General features: G+C 69.7%; 17 protein-coding genes and 1 pseudogene. 12 read left to right on the top strand and 6 right to left on the bottom strand.

Annotated features, from left to right (window positions below; genetic code table 11):
• Positions 1–39: 39 nt before the first annotated feature.
• The 4 genes from nhaA to ACIHCL_RS30440 all read right to left on the bottom strand — a co-directional run bounded on the left by nhaA (position 40) and on the right by ACIHCL_RS30440 (position 8,829).
• Positions 40–1,443 (bottom strand): Na+/H+ antiporter NhaA, encoded by a 1,404-nt coding sequence (nhaA, locus tag ACIHCL_RS30425; RefSeq protein ID WP_399866967.1) that lies wholly within the window; start codon positions 1,441–1,443, stop codon positions 40–42.
• Between the two features lie 485 nt (positions 1,444–1,928).
• A complete protein-coding gene (acs, locus tag ACIHCL_RS30430; RefSeq protein ID WP_399866970.1) occupies positions 1,929–3,902 on the bottom strand; it encodes an acetate--CoA ligase in 1,974 nt (657 codons plus the stop codon).
• A 608-nt stretch (positions 3,903–4,510) separates the two neighbouring features.
• Positions 4,511–6,805 carry a SulP family inorganic anion transporter gene (locus tag ACIHCL_RS30435; RefSeq protein WP_399866972.1) on the bottom strand — a complete coding sequence of 765 codons (2,295 nt, stop codon included), beginning with the start codon at positions 6,803–6,805 and terminating at the stop codon, positions 4,511–4,513.
• 1,028 nt (positions 6,806–7,833) lie between these two features.
• Positions 7,834–8,829 (bottom strand): ATP-binding protein, encoded by a 996-nt coding sequence (locus ACIHCL_RS30440; protein WP_399866974.1) that lies wholly within the window; start codon positions 8,827–8,829, stop codon positions 7,834–7,836.
• Positions 8,830–8,930: 101 nt separating this feature from the next.
• Between ACIHCL_RS30440 and ACIHCL_RS30445 the strand changes: the two genes are divergently transcribed.
• A complete protein-coding gene (locus tag ACIHCL_RS30445) occupies positions 8,931–9,755 on the top strand; it encodes an oxidoreductase (RefSeq protein WP_399866975.1) in 825 nt (274 codons plus the stop codon).
• Between the two features lie 772 nt (positions 9,756–10,527).
• Here the strand turns inward: ACIHCL_RS30445 and ACIHCL_RS30450 are convergent.
• Positions 10,528–11,367, bottom strand: a complete 840-nt coding sequence (locus ACIHCL_RS30450) for an HAD family hydrolase (protein ID WP_399866976.1) — start codon at positions 11,365–11,367, stop codon at positions 10,528–10,530.
• 499 nt (positions 11,368–11,866) lie between these two features.
• Here ACIHCL_RS30450 and ssd point away from each other — a divergent pair, with 499 nt between their 5' ends.
• The 7 genes and pseudogenes from ssd to ACIHCL_RS30485 form a co-directional block, all read left to right on the top strand.
• On the top strand, positions 11,867–12,994 hold the full coding sequence (gene ssd / locus ACIHCL_RS30455) for a septum site-determining protein Ssd (RefSeq protein WP_399866978.1): 1,128 nt from the start codon (positions 11,867–11,869) through the stop codon (positions 12,992–12,994).
• Positions 12,991–14,139, top strand: a complete 1,149-nt coding sequence (locus ACIHCL_RS30460) for a TadA family conjugal transfer-associated ATPase (protein ID WP_399866980.1) — start codon at positions 12,991–12,993, stop codon at positions 14,137–14,139. The genes ssd and ACIHCL_RS30460 overlap by 4 nt, the downstream gene beginning before the upstream one ends.
• A gap of 8 nt (positions 14,140–14,147) precedes the next feature.
• Complete coding sequence (locus ACIHCL_RS30465; RefSeq protein WP_399866982.1) at positions 14,148–15,005, top strand: type II secretion system F family protein; 858 nt, start codon at positions 14,148–14,150, stop codon at positions 15,003–15,005.
• Complete coding sequence (locus ACIHCL_RS30470; RefSeq protein WP_399866984.1) at positions 15,002–15,799, top strand: type II secretion system F family protein; 798 nt, start codon at positions 15,002–15,004, stop codon at positions 15,797–15,799. The genes ACIHCL_RS30465 and ACIHCL_RS30470 overlap by 4 nt, the downstream gene beginning before the upstream one ends.
• Before the next feature lie 76 nt (positions 15,800–15,875).
• A complete protein-coding gene (locus tag ACIHCL_RS30475; RefSeq protein WP_399866985.1) occupies positions 15,876–16,076 on the top strand; it encodes a DUF4244 domain-containing protein in 201 nt (66 codons plus the stop codon).
• Positions 16,063–16,473: a TadE family type IV pilus minor pilin gene (locus ACIHCL_RS30480; protein ID WP_399866987.1), complete on the top strand. Its 411-nt coding sequence runs from the start codon at positions 16,063–16,065 to the stop codon at positions 16,471–16,473. The genes ACIHCL_RS30475 and ACIHCL_RS30480 overlap by 14 nt, the downstream gene beginning before the upstream one ends.
• Positions 16,473–16,967, top strand: a pseudogene (locus tag ACIHCL_RS30485) (Rv3654c family TadE-like protein); the annotation flags it as partial. The gene ACIHCL_RS30480 and the pseudogene ACIHCL_RS30485, both read left to right, overlap by 1 nt.
• A 40-nt stretch (positions 16,968–17,007) precedes the next feature.
• Here the strand turns inward: ACIHCL_RS30485 and ACIHCL_RS30490 are convergent.
• Positions 17,008–19,683, bottom strand: coding sequence for a DEAD/DEAH box helicase (locus tag ACIHCL_RS30490; RefSeq protein WP_399866989.1), 2,676 nt, complete (start codon positions 19,681–19,683; stop codon positions 17,008–17,010).
• A gap of 78 nt (positions 19,684–19,761) precedes the next feature.
• Between ACIHCL_RS30490 and ACIHCL_RS30495 the strand changes: the two genes are divergently transcribed.
• The 4 genes from ACIHCL_RS30495 to ACIHCL_RS30510 all read left to right on the top strand — a co-directional run bounded on the left by ACIHCL_RS30495 (position 19,762) and on the right by ACIHCL_RS30510 (position 25,525).
• Positions 19,762–20,115: an STAS domain-containing protein gene (locus tag ACIHCL_RS30495; protein WP_003967428.1), complete on the top strand. Its 354-nt coding sequence runs from the start codon at positions 19,762–19,764 to the stop codon at positions 20,113–20,115.
• Positions 20,116–21,141: 1,026 nt separating this feature from the next.
• Positions 21,142–21,615: an ATP-binding protein gene (locus ACIHCL_RS30500; protein WP_399866992.1), complete on the top strand. Its 474-nt coding sequence runs from the start codon at positions 21,142–21,144 to the stop codon at positions 21,613–21,615.
• A gap of 308 nt (positions 21,616–21,923) precedes the next feature.
• Positions 21,924–24,371 carry a sodium-translocating pyrophosphatase gene (locus ACIHCL_RS30505; RefSeq protein WP_399866994.1) on the top strand — a complete coding sequence of 816 codons (2,448 nt, stop codon included), beginning with the start codon at positions 21,924–21,926 and terminating at the stop codon, positions 24,369–24,371.
• Positions 24,372–24,901: 530 nt separating this feature from the next.
• Positions 24,902–25,525, top strand: a complete 624-nt coding sequence (locus ACIHCL_RS30510; protein WP_399866997.1) for a small secreted protein — start codon at positions 24,902–24,904, stop codon at positions 25,523–25,525.
• Positions 25,526–25,624: the final 99 nt, after the last annotated feature.

Below are 25,624 nucleotides of genomic sequence, written 5' to 3' on the forward strand. Positions count from 1 at the left end.
CCTACTTCTGCTCTCCTGCGCAACACATCTGGTGTCAGATCATGCCGGACTGTCCGGCTTGCTGCTCGCTGCCCCCGCCAGTCGGGCAAGACGTCGATGTTCGGCCGCCTTCGTCTCATGGATCGCGGCCATTCGCAGGTGGTACTCCGGATCGTCCTGCTCGTAGACGTCGGGCACGCCGTTCGCGTCCTCGTCGAGTTCCTCGGCCTCGTGCAGCATGCGGTACTTGCGTACACGGAGCCTGAGCAGGATTCCGGAGAACACCGCGGCGGTCAGGGAGCCGATCAGCACGGCGGCCTTGACCTCGTTGATCGTGCCGTCGTCGCCGACGAAGGCCAGTTCGCCGATGAGCAGAGAGACGGTGAAGCCGATGCCGGCGAGTGACGCGACCGCGAAGATGTCCGCCCAGGCCAGGTCCTTGTTCAGTTCCGCCCGGGTGAAGCGGGTGACCAGCCATGTGCCGCCGAAGATGCCGATCGTCTTGCCGACGACGAGCCCGAGGACGACCCCGAGCGTCTCGGGGCGGGTGAAGACGTTCGCCAGCGCCCCGCCGGAGAGGGACACCCCTGCGGAGAAGAGGGCGAACAGCGGGACGGCGACACCGGCCGAAATGGGGCGTATCAAATGTTCGATGCGCTCGCCGGGGGAGTGCGACTCGTCGTCGTGCCGGGTGCAGCGCAGCATCAGCCCCATGGCGACGCCGGCGATGGTCGCGTGGATCCCGCTGTTGTACATCAGGCCCCAGATGGCCACGGCGAGCGGTACGTAGACGTACCAGCCGCGCACCTTGGCGCGCAGCAGCAGGTAGAACACGGCGAGGCCGACGAAGGCGCCGGTCAGCGCCATGAAGTTGATCTTCTCGGTGAAGAAGACGGCGATGATCAGGATCGCGAGGAGGTCGTCGACGACGGCGAGCGTCAGCAGGAAGGCGCGCAGCGCGTTCGGCAGCGAGGTGCCGATGACCGCGAGGACGGCGAGCGCGAAGGCGATGTCGGTGGCTGTGGGGACGGCCCAGCCGTCGGTGGAACCCCCGCCGGTCAGGGCCACGACCGTGTAGACGACGGCCGGGACGGCCATGCCGCACAGCGCCGCGACGACCGGGAGGGCGGCTGCCTTGGGATCGCGCAGTTCGCCCGCGACGAGTTCCCGCTTGAGTTCGACGCCCGCGACGAAGAAGAAGATCGCCAGCAGTCCGTCCGCCGCCCAGTGCCCGACGGAGAGATTGAGGCCCAGCGAGGAGGGGCCGAAGTGGAAGTCGCTGACGGCCGCGTAATGGGAGCCGAAGGCGTTCGCCCACACCAGCGCAGCCACGGCCGCGACCAGCAGGATCATCCCGCCGACCGTTTCGGTGCGCAGCGCGTCCGTGAGGTAGTTCCGCTCGGGAAGGGGCAACCGTCCCAGGACGGTACGACGGGGCGAAGGTGTGGGAGCGGGCGCGGCCATGAGGGGAGACCTCCGGGTCGGTAAGGCGGCGATGGCATGGTTGTTGCACTTGCCGACCAGACTTCCCGGCACACCCTGTGGAGATTTCTTGTTCTCGTGTTAACGCGTTTGCCACTGTACCCGGGATGACCGGGTGTATGCAGTGATCCTCGCTGATCTCTGCCTTGAACGCCCCGAGGGGCATCCGGCGCGCTGCCGGATGCCCCTCGGGGCGTTCACCGCGTTTCGGTCCTCGGCACTGTGATACCTCGGCACCGCGGCACCCGGCGTGGTCACCCGGGTGCCCGGCCCCGGACACCGAGCGCTGGACATCCGTTGCCGGGTACCGGGCCCCGGATGACTGGGGCTCTGGTGGTGTCCCGATGCCTTGTTGCGCGGTCCTGTCCGGGGCCCAGCTGTCCCGACGCCCGGGTGCCTCGATGCATCGAGGCACCCGGGCGCCTTGGAGCAGGGCGCCCGGGTGGTGCCTCGCCGAAAGGCCGTGCTCAGTCCTCGGAAGAACCGGAGGAGGACGGCAGCTGGCTCTGGATGAGGTTCATGACCGAGGAGTCGGTGAGCGTCGTGACATCGCCCAGCTCACGGTTCTCGGCGACATCCCGCAGCAGTCGCCTCATGATCTTTCCGGAGCGGGTCTTCGGCAGCTCGGCGACCGGCAGAATCCGCTTCGGCTTGGCGATCGGGCCGAGCGTGGCGCCGACGTGGTTGCGCAGCTCCGCGACCAATTCGTCGGACGCGGTGGCCGAACTGCGCAGTATCACGAACGCGACAATGGCCTGTCCGGTTGTCTCGTCGGCGGCGCCGACCACGGCGGCCTCGGCCACCGAGGGGTGCGACACGAGCGCCGACTCGACCTCGGTGGTCGAGATGTTGTGCCCGGAGACGAGCATCACGTCGTCGACCCGGCCGAGCAGCCAGATGTCGCCGTCCTCATCCCTCTTGGCGCCGTCGCCGGCGAAGTACTTGCCCTCGAACCGCGACCAGTAGGTGTCGATGAAGCGCTGGTCGTCACCCCAGACGGTGCGGAGCATCGCGGGCCACGGCTCGGTGAGGACGAGGTAGCCGCCACCGCCGTTCGACACCTCGTTGGCCTCGTCGTCGACCACCGTGGCGCTGATGCCGGGCAGGGCGCGCTGGGCGCTGCCCGGCTTGGTCTCCGTGACGCCCGGAAGCGGCGAGATCATCATCGCGCCCGTCTCGGTCTGCCACCAGGTGTCCACGACCGGGCACGTGTCGGCGCCGATGTGCTTGCGGTACCACATCCACGCCTCGGGGTTGATCGGCTCACCGACCGAACCCAGGATCCGGAGACTGCTCAGGTCGAACTTGGCGGGGATGTCGTCTCCCCACTTCATGAACGTACGGATCGCGGTCGGCGCGGTGTAGAGGATCGTTACGCCGTACTTCTGCACGATCTCCCAGAAACGGCCCTGGTGCGGCGTGTCGGGCGTGCCCTCGTACATGACCTGCGTCGCGCCGTTGGCCAGCGGGCCGTAGACGATGTACGAGTGTCCGGTCACCCAGCCGATGTCGGCGGTGCACCAGAAGACATCCGTCTCGGGCTTGAGGTCGAAGACCGCGTGGTGGGTGTACGCGGCCTGGGTGAGGTAACCGCCGGAGGTGTGCAGGATGCCCTTCGGCTTACCCGTCGTGCCGGAGGTGTACAGGATGAAGAGCGGCTGCTCCGCCTCGAAGGCCTCGGGGGTGTGCTCGGCGGACTGGCGGCCGGTGATCTCGTGCCACCAGATGTCACGGCCCTCGGTCCACGCGGTGTCCTGGCCGGTGCGCCGGATCACGAGCACGTGCTCGACGCCGTCGATGCGGGAGACGGCCTCGTCCACGGCCGGCTTGAGCGCGGACGGCTTGCCGCGGCGGTAGCCACCGTCGGCGGTGATGACGACCCTGGCGTCCGCGTCCTGGATACGGGCGGCGATGGCGTCGGCGGAGAAGCCGCCGAACACCACCGAATGGGCGGCGCCGATGCGGGCACAGGCCAGCATCGCGATGGCGGCCTCGGGGATCATCGGGAGGTAGACGGCGACCCGGTCGCCCTTGCCGACACCGAGCTCGGTGAGGGCGTTCGCGGCGCGGGAGACCTCGTCCTTCAGGTCGGCGTACGTGAGGGCGCGGCTGTCGCCGGGTTCGCCCTCGAAGTGGATGGCGACCCGGTCACCGTGACCGGCCTCGACGTGGCGGTCCACGCAGTTGTACGCGACGTTGAGCTTGCCGTCCGCGAACCACTTCGCGAAGGGCGGGTTGCTCCAGTCGAGCGTCTCGGTCGGCTCCGTGGCCCAGGTCAGACGGCGGGCCTGCTCGGCCCAGAAGCCCAGCCGGTCAGCCTCGGCCCGCTCGTACGCCTCCGCTGTGACGTTGGCGTTCGCGGCCAGATCGGCAGGCGGCGCGAATCGGCGCTCCTCACGAAGCAGATTGGCCAGGCTGTCATTACTCACGACATCTCCCATTCCCAGGGTGTCCGTTGTGTCCCGTGCATAGCTCATCAGGCCGGGGGGCCGGGTGACAAGGGTTTGCAGGAAATTGGTTTAGACCTGTGCTTGGATACAGGGTGACATGCCCCGCCTCTCCATGCTGCGCGGCCCTGGGCGATGCGGCGCGGAGTGACACGACACGGCACTGCGCGATGCGACATGGTGCGACCGCGATGCGACGCGGTGCGACTCGATGTGCGCTTCGGGTACCGGCGTGAAGGCGGGGGCACGGGGGCTCACGGAATTTCCCACGGACCCGGGACGTGTCCGGTTCAGTGCTCGCCCGCTCGTGGTCCTGAGCCCGGCCCTGGTGCTCCCGGGAGCACCAGGCGCACGAGGGGTCTGTACATCCGAGGTGCTTTGGAAGTCCGCAGCGTCGAGGTGCTCCGGAAGCCCGCAACGTTACGGCGGATCCGCCGCCCCCTGACCGGGGCCGAGGTTTCCGGGCACCCGGTTTCTGGGCGCAGTGCTCCGGACCCACCGTGTCCGGGGCGTGGTGGGTCCGGCACGGGCCCGCTCAGACGTCGGCGTGCTCCAGGGCGTCCGGGCCGGAAGAAGGGCCCGTTTTCCGGGGATGCCGGTCGCTACGGGGATTCCCGGCGCCCCGGATGGTTCGGGTCTTCCCGATCTCCTTGGTGAGGACCAGGGCGAGCGGCGGTGTCTGTGCCGGATCCGTCGTGACCCGCGTGGACTCCGGCCACGGGGTCGGACCCATGGCAGGTGTCGGGGGCGTCGGAGCCGACCACAGAACCGGTGACGACGTCCGGCCTGGAGCCGTCCGGGGGAGAAGCGCCGGAGCCGGGGGCCGACATGGTGGCGAGATCTGTGTCGGAGGCCGGCTTCGCACCTGGGCTCTGCGCTCTACCGGAGCGCGAGGCGGGCGAGCGGAGCGCTTCGGGGACGTCGCGGGAGGGGGCGTTGTCGCTCTCGTGGGGATCGCGTGCCCGCGCGTAGTGATCACGGCAGCCATGGTTGCGCCACGGCGCCCAGGAGCCGCAGCAGGAGTGCTCTGCTGAGGTGGGCTTCGCGAGCATGGTCCGGGACCGGCCGGTGAAGACGACCTGGCCGCCGTGGGCTCGCTGAGCGGTGCTCCAGTCCTGGATCGTCTCGTATGCCGCGTGGTCCATGAGGAAGCCGTCCAACTCGACGACCACATTCCCGTCCTGCGGCAACTGCCTGAGGGTCTGGCTGAGCCGGGGGACCGCGAGGAACGTCAACTGTCCTCGCACGACGACCAGGTGATGTCCATCCTGATCCGCGACGGTGATCCCGGTGCGGGCCAGCCGGTGGAGGGCGACGGCGACTGCCACCGCGATGCCGATTGCCACTCCCTTGAGGACGCCGAGAAGAATCACACCGGTGATCGTCGCGCAATACACCAGGAACTCCCGGTGCCTATGGGCATTGCGGATGTGGGCGAAACTCACCATCTGAATGCCGATCATCAGGACCAGCGCGGCGAGCGCGGCCAGTGGGATCAGTTCCAGGACCGTGACCAAGCACCCGGCGGCGAGGACCACCCAGACGCCGTGCAGCACGGTGGAGGCGCGGCTCGTGGCCCCGGCCCGTACGTTCGCCGAACTGCGTACCGCGCCTCCGGACACCGCCAGTCCGCCCACCAGTCCGGACAGGGTGTTGGCGATGCCCTGCGCACGGAGTTCGCGGTCGAGGTCGGAGCGCCCGACCGATGGGCTGCGCGAGGCCCGGGAGGCGGGCCGGGAAAGGGCGACAGATGGAGCGGAGGCAGTCGGGGTTGCTGAACTTCCGGGATACGCAGGCGGTTTGGGTGCGGGGGGAGGGGATTGAGAGGGAGAGATGGCGTTGATGTCGCCTCCCGAGGAGGGAGCGGACTCCGCACCGGAGAATGAGGACGTAGGCGTAGACGCGGTGGGGGGAGGAGAGCGGTCCGGGGCCGTGCCCGCTGCTGACGTCGTCCGCGGAGAGGTGGATCCGTCCCTGCTTGGGGCGGTGGCACGTCTCCCGACATGGTCGGCTGTCAGTTTGTCCACGGCGACCGACGCGAGAAGGGATTCCAGACTGGCCACCAGCATTACCGTGAAGACGGCGGTGGCGAGCGCGAGTACCGGACCATGCGGCAGTTCCGGCAGAGCATGCGAACGCCACGACGGCAGATCGACTCGGGTGATTCCGGGCGTCGCGACGCCGGCTACCACCGTCGCGATCAGCGCGGCGGCGAGCGCTGCCGGGATTCGCCGCACTGCCCGGCCGAACCGGCCCGGAGCCCGTGGCCACAGCACCAGGACGCTGATGGTCAGTACGCCGATCAGTGGGGCGGACAGGCTTACCCGCTCCAACTGGTACGGAAGGGCAAGGACGTTGGAAACAGCGGAACTTTGAGGCGAGCCGCCGAGCACGATGTGCAGTTGAGCGAGAGCGATGGCCACGCCGATACCGGCGAGCGTGCCGTGCACGATGGCGGGACTGACCGCGAGAGCGCTGCGTGCCGCGCGCAGCGACCCCAGCACGATCTGCAGCAGCCCGGCGCCGATGGTGATCGCGCAGGTGGTGCGCCAGCCGTAGATCTGGATCAACTCGGCTGTGACCACGGTCAGTCCGGCAGATGGGCCGCTGACCTGAAGAGGGGTGCCGCCGAGCAGTCCGGCGACGATGCCGCCGATCGCGGCGGAGATCAGTCCGGCCGTCAGAGGAGCGTCCATGGCGACGGCGAGACCGAGCGATATGGGAACGGCGAGCAGGAAGACCGTGATCGAGGCGGAGAGATCAGCGCCTGTAACGCGAAAGCGTGGACCGCCCGGCGGCGACTGCGGCGGGCCGTGGGGTCGCTTGACCCCCGACGAACGGGAAGGACGTGAACTGCGGGACGCGCGGTCATGACGTGCGGGTACGCAAGCGGACATGCTTCCGTCTCCTCTGGGCAACGTGGGCGCGAAATATGGGGGAAGCGACCATGCGAAACGACACATGGCGAGCATTCCCAAGTCTTGGTAAATAGATCGTAATGGAGGGTAAAGAATCGTGTCCATGCTTGGGAGTAAGTGACCTGTCTATTCACTCATTCCGGTGAATGAGAATTCTTTATCTGACTTGTCAGTCCACTGCCTCCTTGCGTACAGGCGTTCTGTTTCCGCTCCATAGCGACGCGTCCGATGTGAACTTGCTGAAAGGGGGAGGTTGTCCGGGTGCTGGCTGCCTACAAGGGCGGTGCCGCGACGGGCGGCCCGGAGAAGATTGGTGTCACGAAGAGAGGGGCCCGGCGCGAGGAAGCTCCGGCAGGAGTCGCTTGTATACGGCGGCTGTGGCGTCGGCCGCGGGGTTGGCTGGTTGCGCCTCCCGGGCGGACACGAGGGGCGGGGCTGCCGGATGCCGGCGCCGCGACGCCGGAAGCGGAAGCCAAGCGTGAGTCCTGGAGCGGTGGTGCGTACACGTGGGCCGTCGAGCAGCCCCTTGCCAGGATCTGTACCGAGCGAGACGTCCGGTGTGTCTCCTTCCGGCAGTTGGCCGACTGGTTGGACGCGCAGAAGTCGGCGACGTCGGCGAGGCCCGCCACCCTCGACGTCGGCCAAGCCCTGGCCGGGGCTTGGCCAAAATTCCACGGTGAGGCCGGGCGGCCGAAGGAGAGAGGCCGGCGCGAGCGCGCACGCCAACGGAGACTCGGGGGCGGCGAGCGGACCGCGGGGGAACGCGCGCGTGCTGACGTGGACGCCGCCCTGCTGACCGCTGACCGTGGAGGGTGGCGAAACCGGAGGCATGGCCCGGTGGTCACTGGTCACGCGCCCGAGTCCGCGACCGGTTCCCGAGCGCCGGCCGCCACCCGCCCCGATGCCTCCGGCCCGCATCGTGCTCGGGGGCGCGATGACTCGGGGGCGCGATGAATCGCCTCTTCGTGGGCCCGTCTCGCCACCGCCACGGCCTGGGCGACGTCCGATCAGACCGGCTGCGCGGCATCCTCCCGTGCATACCGCTCGTCGAGTACGAAGGAGGGGTCGACCTGGGCAGCCAGGTCGGCGCCCGTCTTCTCGTTGCCCCAGCTCTCGGCGTTCTTCAGGTGGAAGTGCACCATCTGCCGGGTGTAGCGCTCCCAGTCGCGTTGCCCGTACGAGCCGTCGGCTGCGTTCCGCAGTGCCTGCAAGGCCGCCCGATTGTCCGTCTCCAACTGCTCGAAGCAGGCCGGCCGACCCTTTTCCATCGCCCGGACCCAGTCGGAGTGCCCGACGGTCACCAGCAGGTCGTCACCGACCTCGGCACGCAGATATTCCAGATCGTCCTTGCCCTGCACCTTGTTGCCGACAACCTTCAGCGCGACCCCGTAGTCCCGGGCGTACTCCTTGTACTGGCGATAGACCGAGACACCCTTTCGGGTCGGTTCGGCGACCAGGAACGTCATGTCGAAGCGGGTGAACATTCCGGAGGCGAACGAGTCCGATCCAGCCGTCATGTCGACGACGAGATAGTCGTCCGAGCCGTCGACCAGATGGTTGAGGCAGAGTTCGACCGCGCCGACCTTGGAGTGATAGCAGGCCACGCCCAGATCCGACTCGGTGAACGGCCCAGTGGCCATCAGCCGGATTTCCCCGCGGCCGAGCCGGACCCTGCGCGCGCACGCCTCGTAGATCGGGTTGTCCTCCCGGATTCGCAGCAGCCGCGAACCCTCGCCCGGCGGAGTCGTCTTGATCATCGTCTCCGCGGAGGCGATACGGGGATTGCTGCCGCGCAAGTACTCCTTGATCAGGGGGAGATGGGCTCCCATGGCAGGCAGTGCCGCGGCTTCCTGGTCGTCGAGGCCGAGAGCGGCCCCGAGGTGCTGGTTGATGTCGGCGTCCACCGCGACGACATGGGCTTCACTGGCTGCGAGATGGCGGATGAAGAGCGAGGACAGTGTGGTCTTTCCGCTGCCGCCCTTGCCTACGAAAGCGATCTTCATGTTCACCTAGGGTAGTGCCATGATCGCGGTCCGCTGTCACTCTCGTGAAGAAGCCCACTCCCAGGTGCTATCGGTGGGGCAGGCGCGTAGCCTCGTTACTTATGAGTACGACAGCCCCCGATCCGCTCGCAGCTCTGAGTGCCCTGCCGGGAGTCGCCGAGGCGGTGGACTCCGTGCGCAAGGCCGTGGACCGGGCCTACGGTCATCGCATCATGCGGCGTCGCAGCAACGAGGTCACCGCCGAAGCGGCGCTGCGCGGCGCTCGCGGCTCGGCGGCGCTGGCCGGCGCCGACTGGAACCTGGAAGAGGTGCGCCGACGCAGCGACTTCAGTGGTGACGACGAGGCGCGTGTGGTCGGCGCGGCTCTGAGGCTCACCGCCGAGGCGGGGCAACTCCTTTCCGTCTGGCGGCAATCGCCGGTGCAGGTGCTGGCACGGCTGCACCTGGTGGCGGCCGGCGGTGCGGAGCCCGAGGACGCCGTCGGCCGACCGAGGCGGGACGGCGAACGCGTCGACGAGCCGTTGATCGACGCGGCGCTGCCCGACGCCGACGAAGTGGCCGGGCGGCTCGACGGGCTCTGCGGATTGGTCCTTTCGGGGACTGCCGCACCCGCGCTTCTGACGGCGGCGGTCGTACACGGTGAACTCCTGGCCCTGCGCCCTTTCTGTTCGCATAACGGCCTCGTCGCCAGGACCGCCGAGCGGATCGTCCTGATCGGAAGCGGCCTCGATCCCAAGTCGATCTGCCCTGCAGAGGTGGGTCATGCCGAGCAGGGACGGGCGGCATACGCGGCAGCATTCGAGGGATACCTGTCAGGCACACCGGCCGGGATGGCGGCCTGGATCGCGCACTGCGGCAGGGCCGTGGAGCTGGGAGTCAGGGAGACGACAGCGGTCTGCGAGGCGCTGCAGCGCGGCGCCGCCTGATCCGTCAGCCGAGGCTGTACGGCATCGGGGCCGGCCCAGGAAGGTCGGGCTCGGCAACGCGATGCCGCAACGAGCAGGCGTCTTCCGTTTCCCCGGGACCTCCTCCGCGCAACTTCGCGGCGGTTGCGGCGCAGCCCTGGTTGCACTCTGCGGCAGGAAGGGAGCCCCCCTCGGGAAAGGGTTGCGGCGGTACCGCCCTCGGTACCGCCGCTGGCATGTCTACCCAGTTACCATGCGTCCTCGATATATGCCCATCAGGCCGGGGCTTGGCCCGTTTCCTGGTGCGGCTGGCCCGTAATCGACGGGTCGACGTCGCGTGGGTGCTCGGCTTCCATGCTCGGTCCGTGGGGCCGTTTATGCGTAACAGGTGATCCTCTCGGACGTCCTTGGTCTCGCGGGCCGTTGACTCCTTTGTACTCCAGAGCCGGGTTGAGTGGTAGTGGCGGCCGCAGTTCTTTACTTTTGGGTTCAATTACGGGTGAGTTGCCCATAGAGGGTGAACGGCCGTCGTTCCTGTTCCCGAGGGCGGAATGCGAGTGCTCCTGGGGGTGATTTCCCGGGATCGGCGGTTCGGTTGGCCGTTCGTCAGGCCTAGTGGGTGGGCCGGGCGGCTCTGTGAGGAGTGGTCGGCGGGAGCCGCCCGGCCCGTATCGCCGATTCTGTGGCTGGGTTCCGCGGCTCGGCGCTGCGTGGCTCGTCTCGTGTTGTTTGGTTCGTGTGTCGTTTGGTTCGTGGGGGCCTCGTGCTGGTTGTCAGGGCCTCGTGCCGGACGTCAGAGGGATGTCGCGGCGCTTCGACGGCGGGAGGCGTACCAGACCAGCCCCGCCGTGAACGCGGCCGCTCCCACCGCTGCGGCCGCAACCAGTGCCGGACGTGGCGGCATCGTGAAGGCGGGCAGTCGCTGCTTGAGGCGGACTGGACGGTCGAAGACGAGAATCGGCCACTCGCGAAGGGTCGCTTCGCGTCGTAGGGCACGGTCCGGATTCACCGCGTGAGGATGCCCGACCGACTCCAGCATCGGTACGTCCGTCACCGAGTCGCTGTACGCGTAGCAGCGCGTGAGGTCGTAGCCCTCCGACTCCGCGAGCGCCCTGATCGCCTCGGCCTTTGTCGGCCCGTAGGCGTAGTACTCGACTTCTCCGGTGAAGCAGCCGTCGTCACCGACGACCATTCGAGTGGCGACGACGCGGTCGGCGCCGAGCAGCTCACCGATCGGTTCGACGACCTCGGCACCCGAGGTGGAGACGATCACCACATCGCGTCCCGCGGTGTGGTGCTCCTCGATGAGCGTCGCCGCCTCGTCGTAGATGATCGGGTCGATCAGGTCGTGCAGCGTCTCGGCGACGATTTCCTTCACTTGCCGGACGTTCCAGCCCTTGCATAGCGCGGAGAGATATTCCCGCATCCGTTCCATCTGGTCGTGATCTGCACCTCCGGCAAGGAACACGAACTGTGCGTACGCGGTGCGCAGCACAGCGCGGCGGTTGATCAGTCCGCCATGGTAGAAGGACTTGCTGAAGGTCAGCGTCGAAGACTTCGCAATGACCGTCTTGTCCAGGTCGAAGAAGGCTGCTGTGCGCGGCAAGAAGCGGTTTTCCACGAGGCAGAGCATAGGGGCCCACCATTCGGCGTAAACTCCGGCGCGTGGGTTTGCCTGAGAAGGCTCTCGGGTACACCATGGAAGTCACGGATCGTTCGCGACCGTGCTAACCCGGTCCGGCTCCTCCCCCCCCGAGTCGGCCGTGGAGACGACCCCCGCTCTCCCCCCCGGCGGGGGTCGTCGCATGTCCAGGTGCGTTTCTGTCGCACGGAATCTAACATTCCGCCTCCACTTCGGGTGAGCAAGTTCACTTCCTGCTTCGTCCCCTCCATCTTGAGCCGTCACGTTGAGTGATGGAAGGGCTGCTCTCCGGAAGTCGTCGGTGTGGGTGACGGAGTTATTCACAGGGCCGGAGTTGTCCACAGATTTCGAGCAAGATCCACAAGATTTCCGGAAGCGCTGCACCGTGAATCCAGCCGCGAAGTCCGCGGGCTGCGGAATCGCCGCTCTCGGAACGTCCCGAGAGCGGCGCGAACCGCGATGAACATGCAGTGAGAAGGGGGTGGAGATCGTGGCCGAATCGATCGCTCGGGATCGTCTGCCGGCTGGCGGAACGCGGTTGGGCGGACCGCTGATCGTGACCGAGGACGTGGAACTTCTCGACGATCTGCTGCGGCTGTGTGCGGCCGCCGGAGCGGAACCGGAAGTTCATCACTCGCTGCCCGAGCGCAGGGGTGGCTGGGAACAGGCCCCGATGGTTCTTGTGGGGGACGACGCCGCGCGGAGGTGCCGCGGAGCGGTGCGCAGGCGCGGGGTGATGCTTGTCGGGCGGGGCGAGGACGTTCCGGATGTTTGGCGCAGCGCCGTGGAGATCGGCGCCGAGTACGTGTTGAGGCTTCCCGAATCGGAGGGCTGGCTCGTCGACCAGATCGCCAACGCGGCGGAAGGCGTCGGGCGGCCCGCACTCACCGTCGGTGTGATCGGCGGACGGGGCGGTTCCGGAGCATCCACGCTGGCCTGTGCCCTCGCGGTGTCCGCGGCCAGGGCGGGCCGGCGATCCGTACTGATCGACGGAGACCCCCTCGGCGGAGGCATTGACGTGCTGCTCGGCGGGGAGCGGGCCGAAGGCATGCGATGGCCGGATTTCGCTCATTCCAAAGGGCGGGTCGGCGCTGATGCGCTGGAAGAGTCGCTGCCGGCGCTGCACGGACTGCGGGTGCTCAGCTGGGACCGCGACGACTGTGTGGTCATCCCGCCGCAGGCCATGCGGGCAGTGCTGTCCGCCGCACGCAGGCTCGGCGGCGTCGTGGTCGTGGACCTGCCACGTCGGGTCGACGAGTCGGTGGCCGAGACGCTCGCCCAACTGGACCTCGGATTGCTGGTGGTCCCGGGGGAGCTCCGCGCGGTCGCGGCGGCGAAGCGGGTGGCGTCGATGGCCGGGGTGATCCTGGATGACCTGCGCGTGGTGGCCCGCGGACCATACGCGGCAGGGCTCGACGAGCGGTGGGTGGCACGGGCGCTGGGCCTGCCGCTCGCAGGTGAACTCCCGGTCGACGCGGGGCTGTCGTCGGCTCAGGAGAGCGACTCGCCTCCTGGCGGCGATGCGCGCGGCCCGCTGGCCAGGTTCTGTACGGCGTTCTGGGAACGGGCGTTGGTTCCGGATGGTGCGGCCGGGCACGGTGTGGGAGGCGCGTCATGACCGAGATGCTGCTCGATGCCGTGCGGCAGCGGCTGGCGCAGAGCGGCGCGGCGCCGACCCCCGCCGGGGTGGCAGCTGCGCTACGAGCCCAAGGGCGGTTGCTCGGGGATGCCGAAGTGCTCAGTGCGGCCGACGAGTTGCGCGGCGAGCTGGTCGGGACCGGGGTGCTGGAGCCGCTCCTCGCCGATCCGGCGGTGACGGACGTGCTGGTCTCCGCGCCGGACCGGGTGTGGGTGGACCGTGGCGGCGGACTCGAACTCACCGGCGTGAGGTTCCGGGATGCCGCCGCGGTGCGCAGGCTGGCCCAGCGGCTGGCGGCCGTGGCGGGGCGCCGGTTGGACGATGCCCGGCCCTGGGTGGACGCCCGGCTTCCGGACGGCACGCGCATGCACGCCGTGCTGCCACCGGTGTCCGTCGGTTCGACATGCCTGTCCCTGCGCGTGGTACGGCCCAGGGCCTTCTCGCTGGCGGAGCTGATCGAGGCGGGGACCGTGCCGCCGGGCGGTGACCGGGTGCTGAGGGCGTTGGTGGAGGCCCGGGTGTCGTACCTGATCAGCGGCGGGACCGGTGCCGGGAAGACGACGCTTCTTTCGAGCCTGTTGGGGGCGGTCGGGGAACGGGAACGGATCGTGCTCGCCGAGGACTCGGCGGAACTGCGGCCGGACCACCCACATGTGGTGCGGCTGGAGTCGCGCCCCGCCAATCAGGAGGGAGCGGGGCGGGTGACCCTCCGCGACCTGGTGCGGCAGGCGCTGCGTATGCGGCCCGACCGGCTGGTGGTCGGGGAGGTGCGGGGTGCCGAGGTCACAGAACTGCTGGCGGCGCTGAACACCGGGCACGAGGGCGGTTGCGGAACGGTTCATGCCAATGCCGCCGAGCATGTTCCGGCCCGTCTTGAGGCGCTGGGAACGGCGGCCGGGCTGGACCGGACGGCCCTGCACAGTCAGTTGGCGGCGGCGCTGTCGGTAGTCGTCCACCTTGTGCGGGACCGGGCCGGACAGCGGCGGATCGCGGAGGTGCACGTCCTGGACAGGGACGCGGCCGGACTGGTCGTGACCGAAGCAGCGCTGCGCTGGAGCGCCACCGGATTCGTCCAGGAGCGGGGTTGGGAACGGTTGCGGACGCTGATCGGGGGTGTGCCGTGAGCGGAGGTGTGACGGAGGGACTGTCGGCGGGCACGAATTGCGCGGCGGTTCTGTGCCTCGCAGTGGTGGCCTGGTCGGTGGTGGTGCGGGCCCGGGGGCGGCGCAGAGCCCGGGTGCTGTTCGTCGAGGGCTCGTTGGAGCCGCCGATGCGGCTGCGGTGGGAGCGGACCGGGGCCCGGCTGCGGGAACGACGGGAGTGGATCTGCCTCCCGGCGGCGCTGACCGTCGCCGTGCTGGGGCAGTCGGTGCTTCCGGTGGCGGCCGGGTTGGCGGCGGTCCCCCTGGCGAGGCGGTGGCTGAGGCGACGTGCTCTGAGACGAGAACGGGAACTCCGGGCCGATGGCGTGGTCACGTTGTGCGGAGTTGTCGCGAGCGAGTTGAGGGCGGGACACGAACCAGGGCGGGCGCTGCTCGTCGCGGTGCGCGGAACCAGTGTGCTGGGGGCGGCGGAGGCAGGAGTGTCGGCTGCGGCACGGTTCGGCGGTGATGTGCCGGCGGCACTCGGACAGGCGGCGCGGATCCCGGGGCTGGACGGACTGGCCGGAGTGGCGGCCTGCTGGCGCGTGGCGGTGGACGGGGGTGCAGGTCTCGCGGCGGGGCTGGACCGCCTGGAGGGCGCTCTACGGGCGGAGCGGAACGGACGGGAGGAGCTACGGGCCCGACTGGCCGGAGCCTGGTCGACGGTGGCCGTGCTGGCGCTGTTGCCCGTGCTGGGGCTGGGCCTGGGGGCTGCCCTCGGAGCCGAACCGTTGAGAGTGCTGCTCCACACCCCGGCCGGGCTGGTCTGTCTCGTGATGGGCGGAGTGCTGGAGACAGCCGGACTCTGCTGGGCGGGCCGGATCGTGCGGGCGGGGGAGACGGCATGAGCGGGGCGACCGACGGCGTCGCCCACGGGGTGGCGGTCGTGTCGGCCGCTGGCGGCACGGTCGCCTATCTGGTACTCGCGCTGACCGGGCGGCGGCGGAAGCGTGCGGTGCGCCGCCGAGGCGGGCTGCTGCTGGGGATCGGCCCGGAGAAGCGAGAGCGTCGGCGGACCGGGTCCGATGTCTGGGCGAAGGACTGGACGGCACTGTTGGGAGTCGCTGCGGCGGGCTGGGTTCTGGTCGGTGGCCTGCCAGGTGGTGCGGCAGGACTGGCGGCGGCGTACGGCACCTGGCGGTGGCAGCGGAATCGGCGTCGCCGGGAACCGGACGCCGTGAACGCCGCGGAGGTGGCCGAGACAGAGCGTCAACTTCCGCTTGCGGCTGATCTCCTGGCCGCCTGTATCTCCGCCGGTGCTGGGCCGCGGGAGGCGGCGGAGGCGGTGGGGGAGTCGCTCGGCGGGCCGGTGGGTGTGTGCTTGGCATGGACCGCCGCGGAGATCCGGCTGGGCGGTGAACCCGCCGCGGCCTGGCGGAGGTTCGGCGAGATACCCGGTGCACGTGCCCTGTCCCGATGCCTTGACCGGGCGGGGGCGACCGGGGCCCCGGCGGCGGAACCGGTGGCGCGGCTGGCCGAGGCGATGCGTGCGGAGCGGGCGAGCGCCGGAGTGGCGCGTGCGCAACGGGCGAGTGTGCTGATCACCGCACCGGTGGGGCTCTGCTTTCTCCCCGCCTTCCTGGCCGTCGGGGTGGCACCGGTGGTGATCGGTCTGGCGACCGGTCTGCTGCACACCGGCTGAAGCGGAGCGGCCGATGAATCCCCTTTCGGGACAGATTAATGCGAACTGACACGAATACGCATGGTGTGGAGTTGGAATGGCACAGCGAATCAACGGCTGGGTAAGGGACTTGATGCGCCGCATCCGGTCGGACAAGGGAATGACGACATCCGAGTACGCGGTGGGGACGATCGCGGCCTGTGCGTTCGCGGCGGTGCTCTACAAGGTGGTCACCAGCCAGCCGGTCATGTCCGCGCTGCAGTCACTGTTGAAGGACGCGCTCGATGCGAAGTTCTAGAGGCGACTGCGGTACCGGGGACGGAGGCCGCTTCCGGACCGCGGGCGGGACCGGAGACCGGGGAGCAGTGACGGCGGAGGCGGCCATGGCGATCCCGGTGCTGGTGGTGTTCGCACTGTCGCTGGTCTGGGCGCTGATGGCCGCTTCGGCCCAGATCCGGTGCGTGGACGCGGCCAGGGCCGGCGCGAGGGCGGCGGCCCGCTCGGAACCGGAGGCTCAGGCGATGGAGGCCGCCCGTGCGGCGGCCCCCGGAGGGGCCGAGGTCGGGATGGAACGGACGGGCGAGTTGTGGCGTGTACGGGTGGCGGCGCCGATGCCTGGCCTCGGCCCGCTGGCCCTGACACTTCACGCGGAGGCGGCGGCACTGGCCGAGGACACGGTGGGGGTGGCGCCGTGATGGGGCAGGCCGAGGAAGACGGGGCGAGGAAGGCCCTGGTGGGCGGCGGGCCGGGCCCTCAGGGGAGAGAGGAAGACGCCACTCGACGCCGGTGCGGCCCCGGCCGTCGTCCGGACCCGGGCCGTGAAACGGTTCGGAACCGTGAGCCCGTGCGGGGGCGTAAACGGGTCTCCGGCCGTGGAACGGGCCTGAACGGGCGCGGGGCTTTTGAGCGAGCGCTCACCCCGGGACGAGCGGGCCGGGACACGGGGTTGGCGACGGTGTGGATGGCGATGACGGCCGCGACGCTGTGCGCCGTGTTCGCCGCCGTGCTGGCGCTGGGGCAGGTGATGGTCGTCAGACACCGGGCCGGCGGGGCAGCGGATCTCGCGGCCCTGGCGGCCGCCGACCGGGCCCTGCGCGGGGCCGAGCACGCATGCGGGGCGGCCGAGGAGGTGGCCGTGGCGCAGGGGGCGAGCGTGGTGCGGTGCACGGTGCTCGGGGAGATCGCCGACGTCACGGCCCGGGTGGGTTTCGGGCCGTACGAATCGGCGGTCAGGTCCCGGGCCGGTCCTCCGGTGGCTTCTTCCGGTCCTCCGACGGCTCCTCCCGGCCTTCCGGCTCCGATACCTCGGGGGCCCGGGCCTTCGGATCCTCCGACGGCTTCTCCCGGCCCCTGGGCGCGGACGTCCCTTCCGACGGCTCCTGCCGGACATGCGGCCTCGTCGCCTCCGGCGGTGACGGACGATCCGGGGACGACGGAGGGGGCTGCTCCTCCGGGTACGGGGGAGCAGACCGGAGGAGTTCGCTGAGGAGACGTACGGCACCGCGCTTGTGCAGGGGATCGTTGCCGTTGCCGCACTTGGGGGACTGGATGCAGGAGGGACAGCCCGCCTCGCATTCGCAGGACGCGATGGCCTCCCGGGTCGCGGTGAGCCATGCACGGGCCGTGTGGAAGGCCCGCTCGGCGAATCCGGCACCGCCCGGGTGGCCGTCGTACACGAAGACCGTGGGCAGGAGGGTGTCCGGGTGCAACGGCACGGAGACGCCGCCGATGTCCCACCGGTCGCAGGTGGCGAAGAGCGGCAGCATTCCGATGGAGGCGTGCTCGGCGGCGTGCAGGGCGCCGCCGAGGATCTCCGGATTGATGCGGGCGGTGTCGAGCTGGTCCTCGGTGACCGTCCACCACACGGCGCGCGTGCGCAGGGTGCGGGGCGGCAGATCCAGCCTCGTCTCACCGAGCACTTCGCCGGTGATCAGTTTGCGGCGCAGGAAGGAGACGACCTGGTTGGTGACCTCCACGGAGCCGTAGCAGAGCCGCCCGTCGCCCCACGGGATCTCGGTGTCGGTTTCCAGCACGGCGATGGCGGTGGTGTCGCGGGCGGTCGTGGAGTACGGCGGCGATGCCTCCTCGATCAGAGCGACCGAGTCCTCCAGATCCAGCCTCCGGACCAGATAGGTGCGGCCCTGGTGGAGGTGGACGGCACCTTCGTGGACGGCGGTGTGCGCCGCGGCCTCGTCGACCGTACCCAGTAGTCGGCCGGTGCCCTCCTCGACGATCTGGACGGGACGGCCGCCCTCGCCCCGGATGTCGGTGAGGTCGGCGGCGCGTTCGCGACGGGTCCAGTGCCAGCCCGATGCCCGTCTGCGCAGCAGCTTCGCGGCCTCCAGCTGCGGCAGCAGCTCGGCCGCGGCCGAGCCGAAGAGCTCCAGGTCCGGCTCGGTCAGCGGAAGTTCCGCGGCCGCGGCGCACAGATGAGGAGCGAGGACGTACGGGTTGTCCGGGTCGAGGACGGTCGACTCCACAGGCTGCTGGAACAGGGCCTCGGGGTGGTGGACGAGAAAGGTGTCCAGGGGGTCGTCACGGGCCACCAACACGGCCAGGGCACCCCGGCCGGAGCGTCCGGCACGGCCGGCCTGCTGCCAGAGCGATGCCCTGGTGCCGGGGTAGCCGGCGATGACGACGGCGTCCAGGCCGGAGACGTCGACCCCGAGCTCCAGAGCGGTGGTGGCGGCCAGACCGAGAAGTCGGCCGGAGTGCAGGGCGCGTTCCAGGGCGCGGCGTTCCTCGGGGAGGTAACCCCCGCGGTAGGCGGCGACCCGGCCGGGCAGGGAACGGTCCACCTCGGCGAGGCGTTCCTTGGCGATGACCGAGATCAGTTCGGCGCCGCGGCGGGAACGCACGAAGGCGACCGAGCGGACGCCCTGGACGGTGAGGTCGGTGAGGAGGTCGGCGGCCTCGGCGGTGGCGGTCCGGCGCACGGGCGCGCCCTTTTCGCCGTGCAGTTCGGTCAGGGGCGGTTCCCACAGGGCGAAGACCAGTTCGCCGCGGGGCGAGGAGTCGTCGGAGACCTCCTTGACCGGTAGCCCGGTGAGACGGCCCGCCGCGACGGCCGGTTCGGCAGCGGTGGCTGACGCGAGGAGGAAGACCGGATCCGCCCCGTAACGGGCGCACAGGCGGCGCAGCCGCCGCACGACCTGGGCGACGTGGGAGCCGAAGACACCTCGGTAGGTGTGGCACTCGTCGATGACGACATAGCGCAGGGCGCGCAGGAAGGAGGACCAGCGGGGGTGGGACGGGAGTATCCCGCGGTGCAGCATGTCGGGATTGGTCAGGACGTGATTGGCGTACTGGCGCACCCATTCGCGTTCCTCGACCGGGGTGTCGCCGTCGTACACCGCGGGCCTGATGGCGTTGCCGAGGGGAGCCGCGAGCTCCTTCACGACACGCCGCTGATCGGCGGCCAGGGCCTTGGTGGGGGCGACGTACAGGGCGGTCGCGCCCCGCCCGTTCGGGGCCTCGGAGCCGTCGAGCAGGGCGGTCAGCACCGGGGCGAGATAGGCCAGCGACTTCCCGGACGACGTGCCCGTGGCGATGATCACGGACTCGCCGTCCAGGGCGTGCTCGGCGGCCACCGCCTGGTGCACCCAGGGGTGGTCGATTCCGGCTCGCTGGATCGCGGCGATCACTTCTGGCCGGATGCGATCGGGCCAGATGGCATGGGTTCCCGTACGCGGGGGCAAGTGCTCCGTATGAGTGATGCGCGCGGACCGGCCCGCCGCTGCGGCGAGCCGGTTGAGGACCATGGCGGGTGAGGGGCCGGAGTCCGTGTTCCCGGGTGGTCGACTGGGGCGGTGATTCTTGGCCATCGGCACCGAGTGTGTCACCGGCGTGACGGACAATGGTCCCAAGGCGTCGTGCATGGCTGCTGGTAAGTGATTGAATGCCATCGCGGCTGGCGATCCGTCCCCTGGCTCCGCCGGGGAGACCGAGGGGCGACCGCTCGATAGCAAGGTGCTGGAGGATCCGTGGACCTGTCCTTGTCGACTCGCAATGTGTCCGGCCCTGGCGGCGACCGCACGGTCGTCGAGGTCGGTGGCGAGATTGATGTGTATACCGCGCCCAAGCTGCGCGAGCAGTTGGTCGAGTTGGTGAACGACGGCAGCTACCACCTGGTCGTCGACATGGAAGGCGTCGACTTCCTCGACTCCACCGGTCTCGGCGTGCTCGTGGGCGGCCTGAAGCGTGTCCGGGCGCATGAGGGCTCGCTGCGTCTGGTGTGCAACCAGGAGCGCATTCTCAAGATCTTCCGGATCACCGGACTGACCAAGGTGTTCCCGATTCACACCACCGTCGACGAGGCGGTCGCGGCCACCGACTGACGGCCCGGTCCGCCCCGATGCGTCGGGGGCGTCGCCGGTGCGTCGCGTCCGTGTCCGCTCCAGTGACCGGATCGGCCGGCAGTTGCCGGTCCGGTACATGGTCCGGCTCACGGCTTGGCTTCGGCGTGCCGGGAGACCCGACAGGCGGTCGGTGCGGACACGTGCGACGGCCGTATGCCGACATGTGCCGACAAGGTGGACGATCGGCCGTATGTCGGGTGCCCCGGAAGCCAGTGGCGCCGGGAGCCGCGGCAGGCCGACGACTGCCGGGTGCGTCGATGGCCGACGCCCCTGGCGGTCGTTTCGGGGCCGGTCGGGCCGTCGGTATCGGGGGCCGAGTGCCCCATGGGCCGGCGTTCGGGCGGTCACGGTCGGCCGGAGCGTTGTCGGTCGACCGGCCGAACCCGTCGAAATGACGTTTGTCGGCCGACGGGGCGGGCACCTGTCGGAGATGAGCCGGTCGGGTATCGGCGTCCGGTTGGTCGGTCGGCCGGCGGGCGCCGCGGTGGCACCCCGCCGAGCGGCGTTCGTGCTCGACTGATCGGCTTGTCGGGTTGATCGGTCGGTTGTGCCGATCGGTCGGTCAGTGACCGGTCAGCCGGTCGATGGTCGACCGTTCCGGCACGGAATACGTTTTTTCGAGTCGTTTGTCGATCGGTCGGTTGCGGTTCGATCCGTCGCGCGGCCCGTGGTCGTAGCTCGGACGGCCGACGGTCGTATGCCTGTACGTTGCGGACCGAGTGCGTACGGTGGTCGGCGACGCGCTCTCCGATTGAGGGTTTTGGCCGGGAAACGGGTAAAGGAGAACGGCCGACGGTTCGAGACCGGTCCGGGCGAGGACGCGGCTACCCGGATGAAGGAACCGGACGCGGAAACGCGCGGGCGCGGGGCCGGCGGCTGGCAGGTTGGACGGCGACCCGGCGAGGGTCGGAGTTGAAGACCAGAAGAAGACCGGAAGAAGAACCGGGACGGCGGGCAGGGTGTCCGGCGACCCGGAGGCACGCCCGTACGTCTGAGGGGGATCGCATGGCCACCGTTGAACTCCGCTTCAGTGCCCAGCCCGAACACGTCAGGACGGCGCGTCTCGTGGCCGCCGCCGTCGCGCGCCGCGCAGGGGTCGATGAAGCCGTGCTCGACGAGGTCCGACTCGCCGTCGGTGAAGCCTGCAGCCGCGCCGTCGGGCTGCACCGCAGTCATGGCATCACCGCTCCCGTTTCCGTCGCGCTGACCGATGACGAGAAGACCTTCTCCATCGAGGTCGGTGACGAGGTGCCCGGACCGGGCGCGGAGCCCGTCCCCGGCGGAGGTCCCGGGGTGCGCGGAGCCGAGTCCGGCGTGGGCCTCGACGAGCCGGAGCCGGGTGCAGAAGCCGACGACGAGGACGAGATGGGCCTCGCGGTCATCAGCGGCCTCGTCGACGACGTGGAGGTCAGGACCGGGATCAATGGCGGGGTGATCCGCATGAGCTGGCCGAGGACGCCCGCGCCCGTGCTTCCCTGAACCGGGCGCACCAGCCGTCACGGGCGGCTGTCCGCCGCCCCGACCGCTTCGGAGCTCTTCCCCTGATTCCCGGATTTGTCTTTCGGGCCCCGCCGAGCACTGCTGAGCGGGGCCCTTTTCTTTTCTCGCCATCAGGGATCCGTCGGGGAAAGAGCTCTGTCGCGTTACTGCATTCGGAGTGATCTGGGGCCTCGATTTTTCATCGATCCGGTTGTGGGTGCCTGTTGTATGCGCAGCACACCGTTTCATTCGGCCCGGTCTCCTTACAATCCGTCCACGTCTTGAGCGCTGAGCGTCAAGGAGGACGTATGGCGGAGATCTTCCTCATCCCACTGGCAGGTCCGGCGCAAGATTCCGCACTTTCCGCGTGCTCGGGCCGGCCGACTTCCCTCGCGGCTGCGGTGCTCACCGATGGCAACCGCGTCATCGTGGCTGCTGTCGCGGTCGTGGCCGTCGCCGCACTGGTCGTCGCCCGACTGCTGCTGCGGCAGGTGCTGGCGGCGGGCGAAGGGACGGACCGGATGAAGGAGATCGCGACCGCCGTGCAGGAGGGCGCGAACGCGTACCTGGCCCGGCAGTTGCGTACCGTCGGAGTCTTCGCGGTCGTGGTCTTCTTCCTGCTTCTTCTGCTGCCGGCCGACAACTGGTCCCAGCGTGCGGGCCGCTCCCTTTTCTTTCTGATGGGTGCGTTTTTCTCGGCGGCCACCGGATATATCGGCATGCGCCTCGCCGTACGGAGCAATGTGCGTGTGGCCGCCGCCGCGCGTGAGGCGACTCCGCGAGAAGGTGAACCGGAAAAGGACCTCGCCGCCGTTTCGCACAAGGCGATGAAGGTCGCTTTCCGCACGGGCGGTGTGGTCGGCATGATCACCGTGGGGCTCGGACTGCTCGGGGCCTCGTGCGTCGTACTCGTCTATGCCGCCGACGCCCCGAAGGTGCTGGAGGGCTTCGGGCTCGGCGCCGCGCTCATCGCCATGTTCATGAGGGTCGGTGGCGGCATCTTCACGAAGGCCGCGGATGTCGGTGCCGACCTCGTCGGCAAGGTCGAGCAGGGCATCCCCGAGGACGATCCGCGCAACGCCGCCACCATCGCCGACAACGTGGGGGACAACGTCGGCGACTGCGCGGGCATGGCGGCCGACCTCTTCGAGTCGTACGCCGTGACGCTCGTGGCCGCGCTCATCCTCGGGAAGGCCGCCTTCGGGGACTTCGGGCTGGCCTTTCCGCTGATCGTTCCGGCGATCGGCGTGGTCACCGCGGTGATCGGGATCTTCGCGGTGGCTCCGCGGCGCGCCGACCGTAGTGGAATGACGGCCATCAACCGTGGCTTCTTCGTCTCCGCCGTGATCTCGCTGGTGCTGGTGGCCGTGGGCGTCTTCCTCTATCTGCCGTCCTCGTACGCGGAACTGGACGGCGTCACCGACACCGCCATCACCTCGCGCGTCGGCGATCCGCGGGTCTTCGCCCTGGCCGCCGTCGCCATCGGGATCGTGCTGGCCGCCCTGATCCAGCAGCTGACCGGCTACTTCACCGAGACGAACCGCCGTCCCGTCCGGGACATCGGCAAGTCCTCGTTGACCGGCCCGGCCACCGTCGTGCTCACGGGCGTCTCCACCGGACTGGAGTCCGCCGTCTACGCGGCGCTGCTGATCGGCCTGGGCGTCTACGGTGCCTTTCTGCTCGGCGGCGCGTCGGTCATGCTGGCGCTCTTCGCGGTCGCCGTGGCCGGGACGGGGCTGCTCACGACCGTCGGGGTCATCGTGGCCATGGACACGTTCGGACCGGTCTCCGACAACGCACAGGGCATCGCCGAGATGTCCGGTGACGTCACGGGAGCGGGGGCGCAGGTCCTCACCGATCTGGACGCCGTCGGCAACACGACGAAGGCCATCACCAAGGGCATCGCCATCGCCACCGCGGTCCTGGCGGCGTCGGCGCTGTTCGGCTCGTACCGCGACACGATCGCCGGGGCGGTCGACACCGTGGGAGCGGGGGCCGGGGCGATGTCGCTCAGTCTGGACATCTCGCGGCCCAACAACCTGGTGGGTCTGATGCTGGGCGCCGCGGTCGTCTTCCTCTTCTCCGGGCTGGCGATCAATGCGGTGTCCCGGTCCGCGGGGGCCGTGGTGCACGAGGTGCGACGGCAGTTCCGCGAGCATCCCGGGATCATGGACCGCGTTGAGCGGCCGGAGTACGGACGTGTCGTCGACATCTGCACCAAGGACGCCCTGCGCGAGCTCACCACGCCCGGGCTGCTGGCCGTGCTGGCGCCGATCGCCGTAGGGTTCACGCTTGGCGTCGGACCGCTCGGTTCGTATCTCGCGGGGGCGATCGGCGCGGGCACGCTGATGGCGGTGTTCCTCGCCAATTCCGGCGGTGCGTGGGACAACGCCAAGAAACTCGTCGAGGACGGGCGGCACGGCGGCAAGGGCAGCGAGGCCCACGCCGCGACGGTCATCGGTGACACGGTCGGCGACCCGTTCAAGGACACCGCGGGGCCCGCCATCAACCCCCTGCTGAAGGTGATGAACCTGGTCTCGCTGCTCATCGCTCCGGCAGTGGTGCAGTTCAGCTACGGACGGAACGCGAGCCCCGGGGTCAGGGCGGTGGTGGCGGCGCTCGCCGTCGTCGTCATCGTCTGCGCGGTCTACGCCTCCAAGCGGCGAGGGGTCGCCGTCGGGGACGAGCAGGGCCCCGGCGGCGGGGGCGGAGGAGACGGCGGCCCGGTCCGGCCCGGCCGGGCAGCCGTCTCGTGAGGCGGTGAGGGCCTCCGCGAGCCGCGGGGCGGGGAGAAGGTGCGCACGACCCCCGAGCAACGGCCGGATGGACGAGGGAGGCTGATGCCTCGTCCGGTCGGCCGGCGGTGCTCGGACCGGGTGGTGCGGGGCGGCTGCGGGGCTCGTAGCCGATGCGGGGGTGCGGGGGTGCGGGGGTGCGGTGGTTCGGGGGCGTGTGGCAGGGCGGGGACGTGGCGGTACGGGGTCGTGTGGCGGGACGAGGCGGCGAGATGGCGGGGTGGGATGCGGGGGAGCTGTGGTGCCGACGCCGGGGCGTTCGCGGCTGTCCGATGTATGTGCACACGTACGCGTGCATGCGTGAACATGCGTTCATTTCGTTGTTCGTTCAGGTGTTCTCGTTCTCGGGGGCTGTGCGAGTGAGTTGCGTCGCCCTCATTTCCCTTGGTGCAAATGGCTGCAAAAGGTGACTCAACGGACGCCCGGCACCCGGGTGGGCGTCGCCCGACGTGTAAGTTCCGGGGCCGAGAGTCTTGGAAGGGACCGATCCGGTGAACAAGAAGCTTGCGGCCGCACTGTCCGGCGGTGCGGTACTGGTACTCACGCTGTCGGGCTGCGGTGGCGACGACAAGAGCGAAAAGGTGAACAACTGGGCCAAGACGGTCTGCGACAAGGTTCAGCCCCAGTTGCAGAAGATCGCCGACGCCAACGCCGCCATCCAGCAGCAGACCGCCGACAACAGCAAGCCCGCCGACGTCCAGAAGACCGACTCGGCCGCCTTCCAGCAGATCTCGCAGGCGTACAAGGCGCTGGGCACGGCCGTTGATTCTGCGGGCCCGCCGCCCGTCGAGAACGGTGAGACCACGCACAAGGACGCGGTGAAGGAGCTCAACACCTCCTCCGCGGCGTACGCGAACCTGCAGAAGAAGGTCGACGCCCTCGACACGAAGGACCAGGCGAAGTTCGCCGACGGACTCAAGGACATCGCGGACGAGCTGAAGAAGATCAGCACGAACGGCGACGAGGCGCTGAAGAGGCTGCAGTCCGGGGAGGTCGCCACCGCGATGTCGAAGCAGAAGGGCTGCCAGAAGCCGACGGCCTCGGTGCCGCTGCATACCACATCCCCGGAGTCGGGCGCTCCGGCGCCGTCCGGTTCGCCCAGCAAGGAGGCGTGACCGTCGCTCGGCAGGGGCGCGACCGGGTGGCCCGGTGCCCGCTCCGGACGGTCCGGCGAAGGGGCCGGACGGTCCGGTCGGCGCCGGGCCGCTGCCGTT

Source organism: Streptomyces sp. NPDC052042 (assembly GCF_044548345.1).
In the GTDB taxonomy this organism is placed as follows: domain Bacteria; phylum Actinomycetota; class Actinomycetes; order Streptomycetales; family Streptomycetaceae; genus Streptomyces.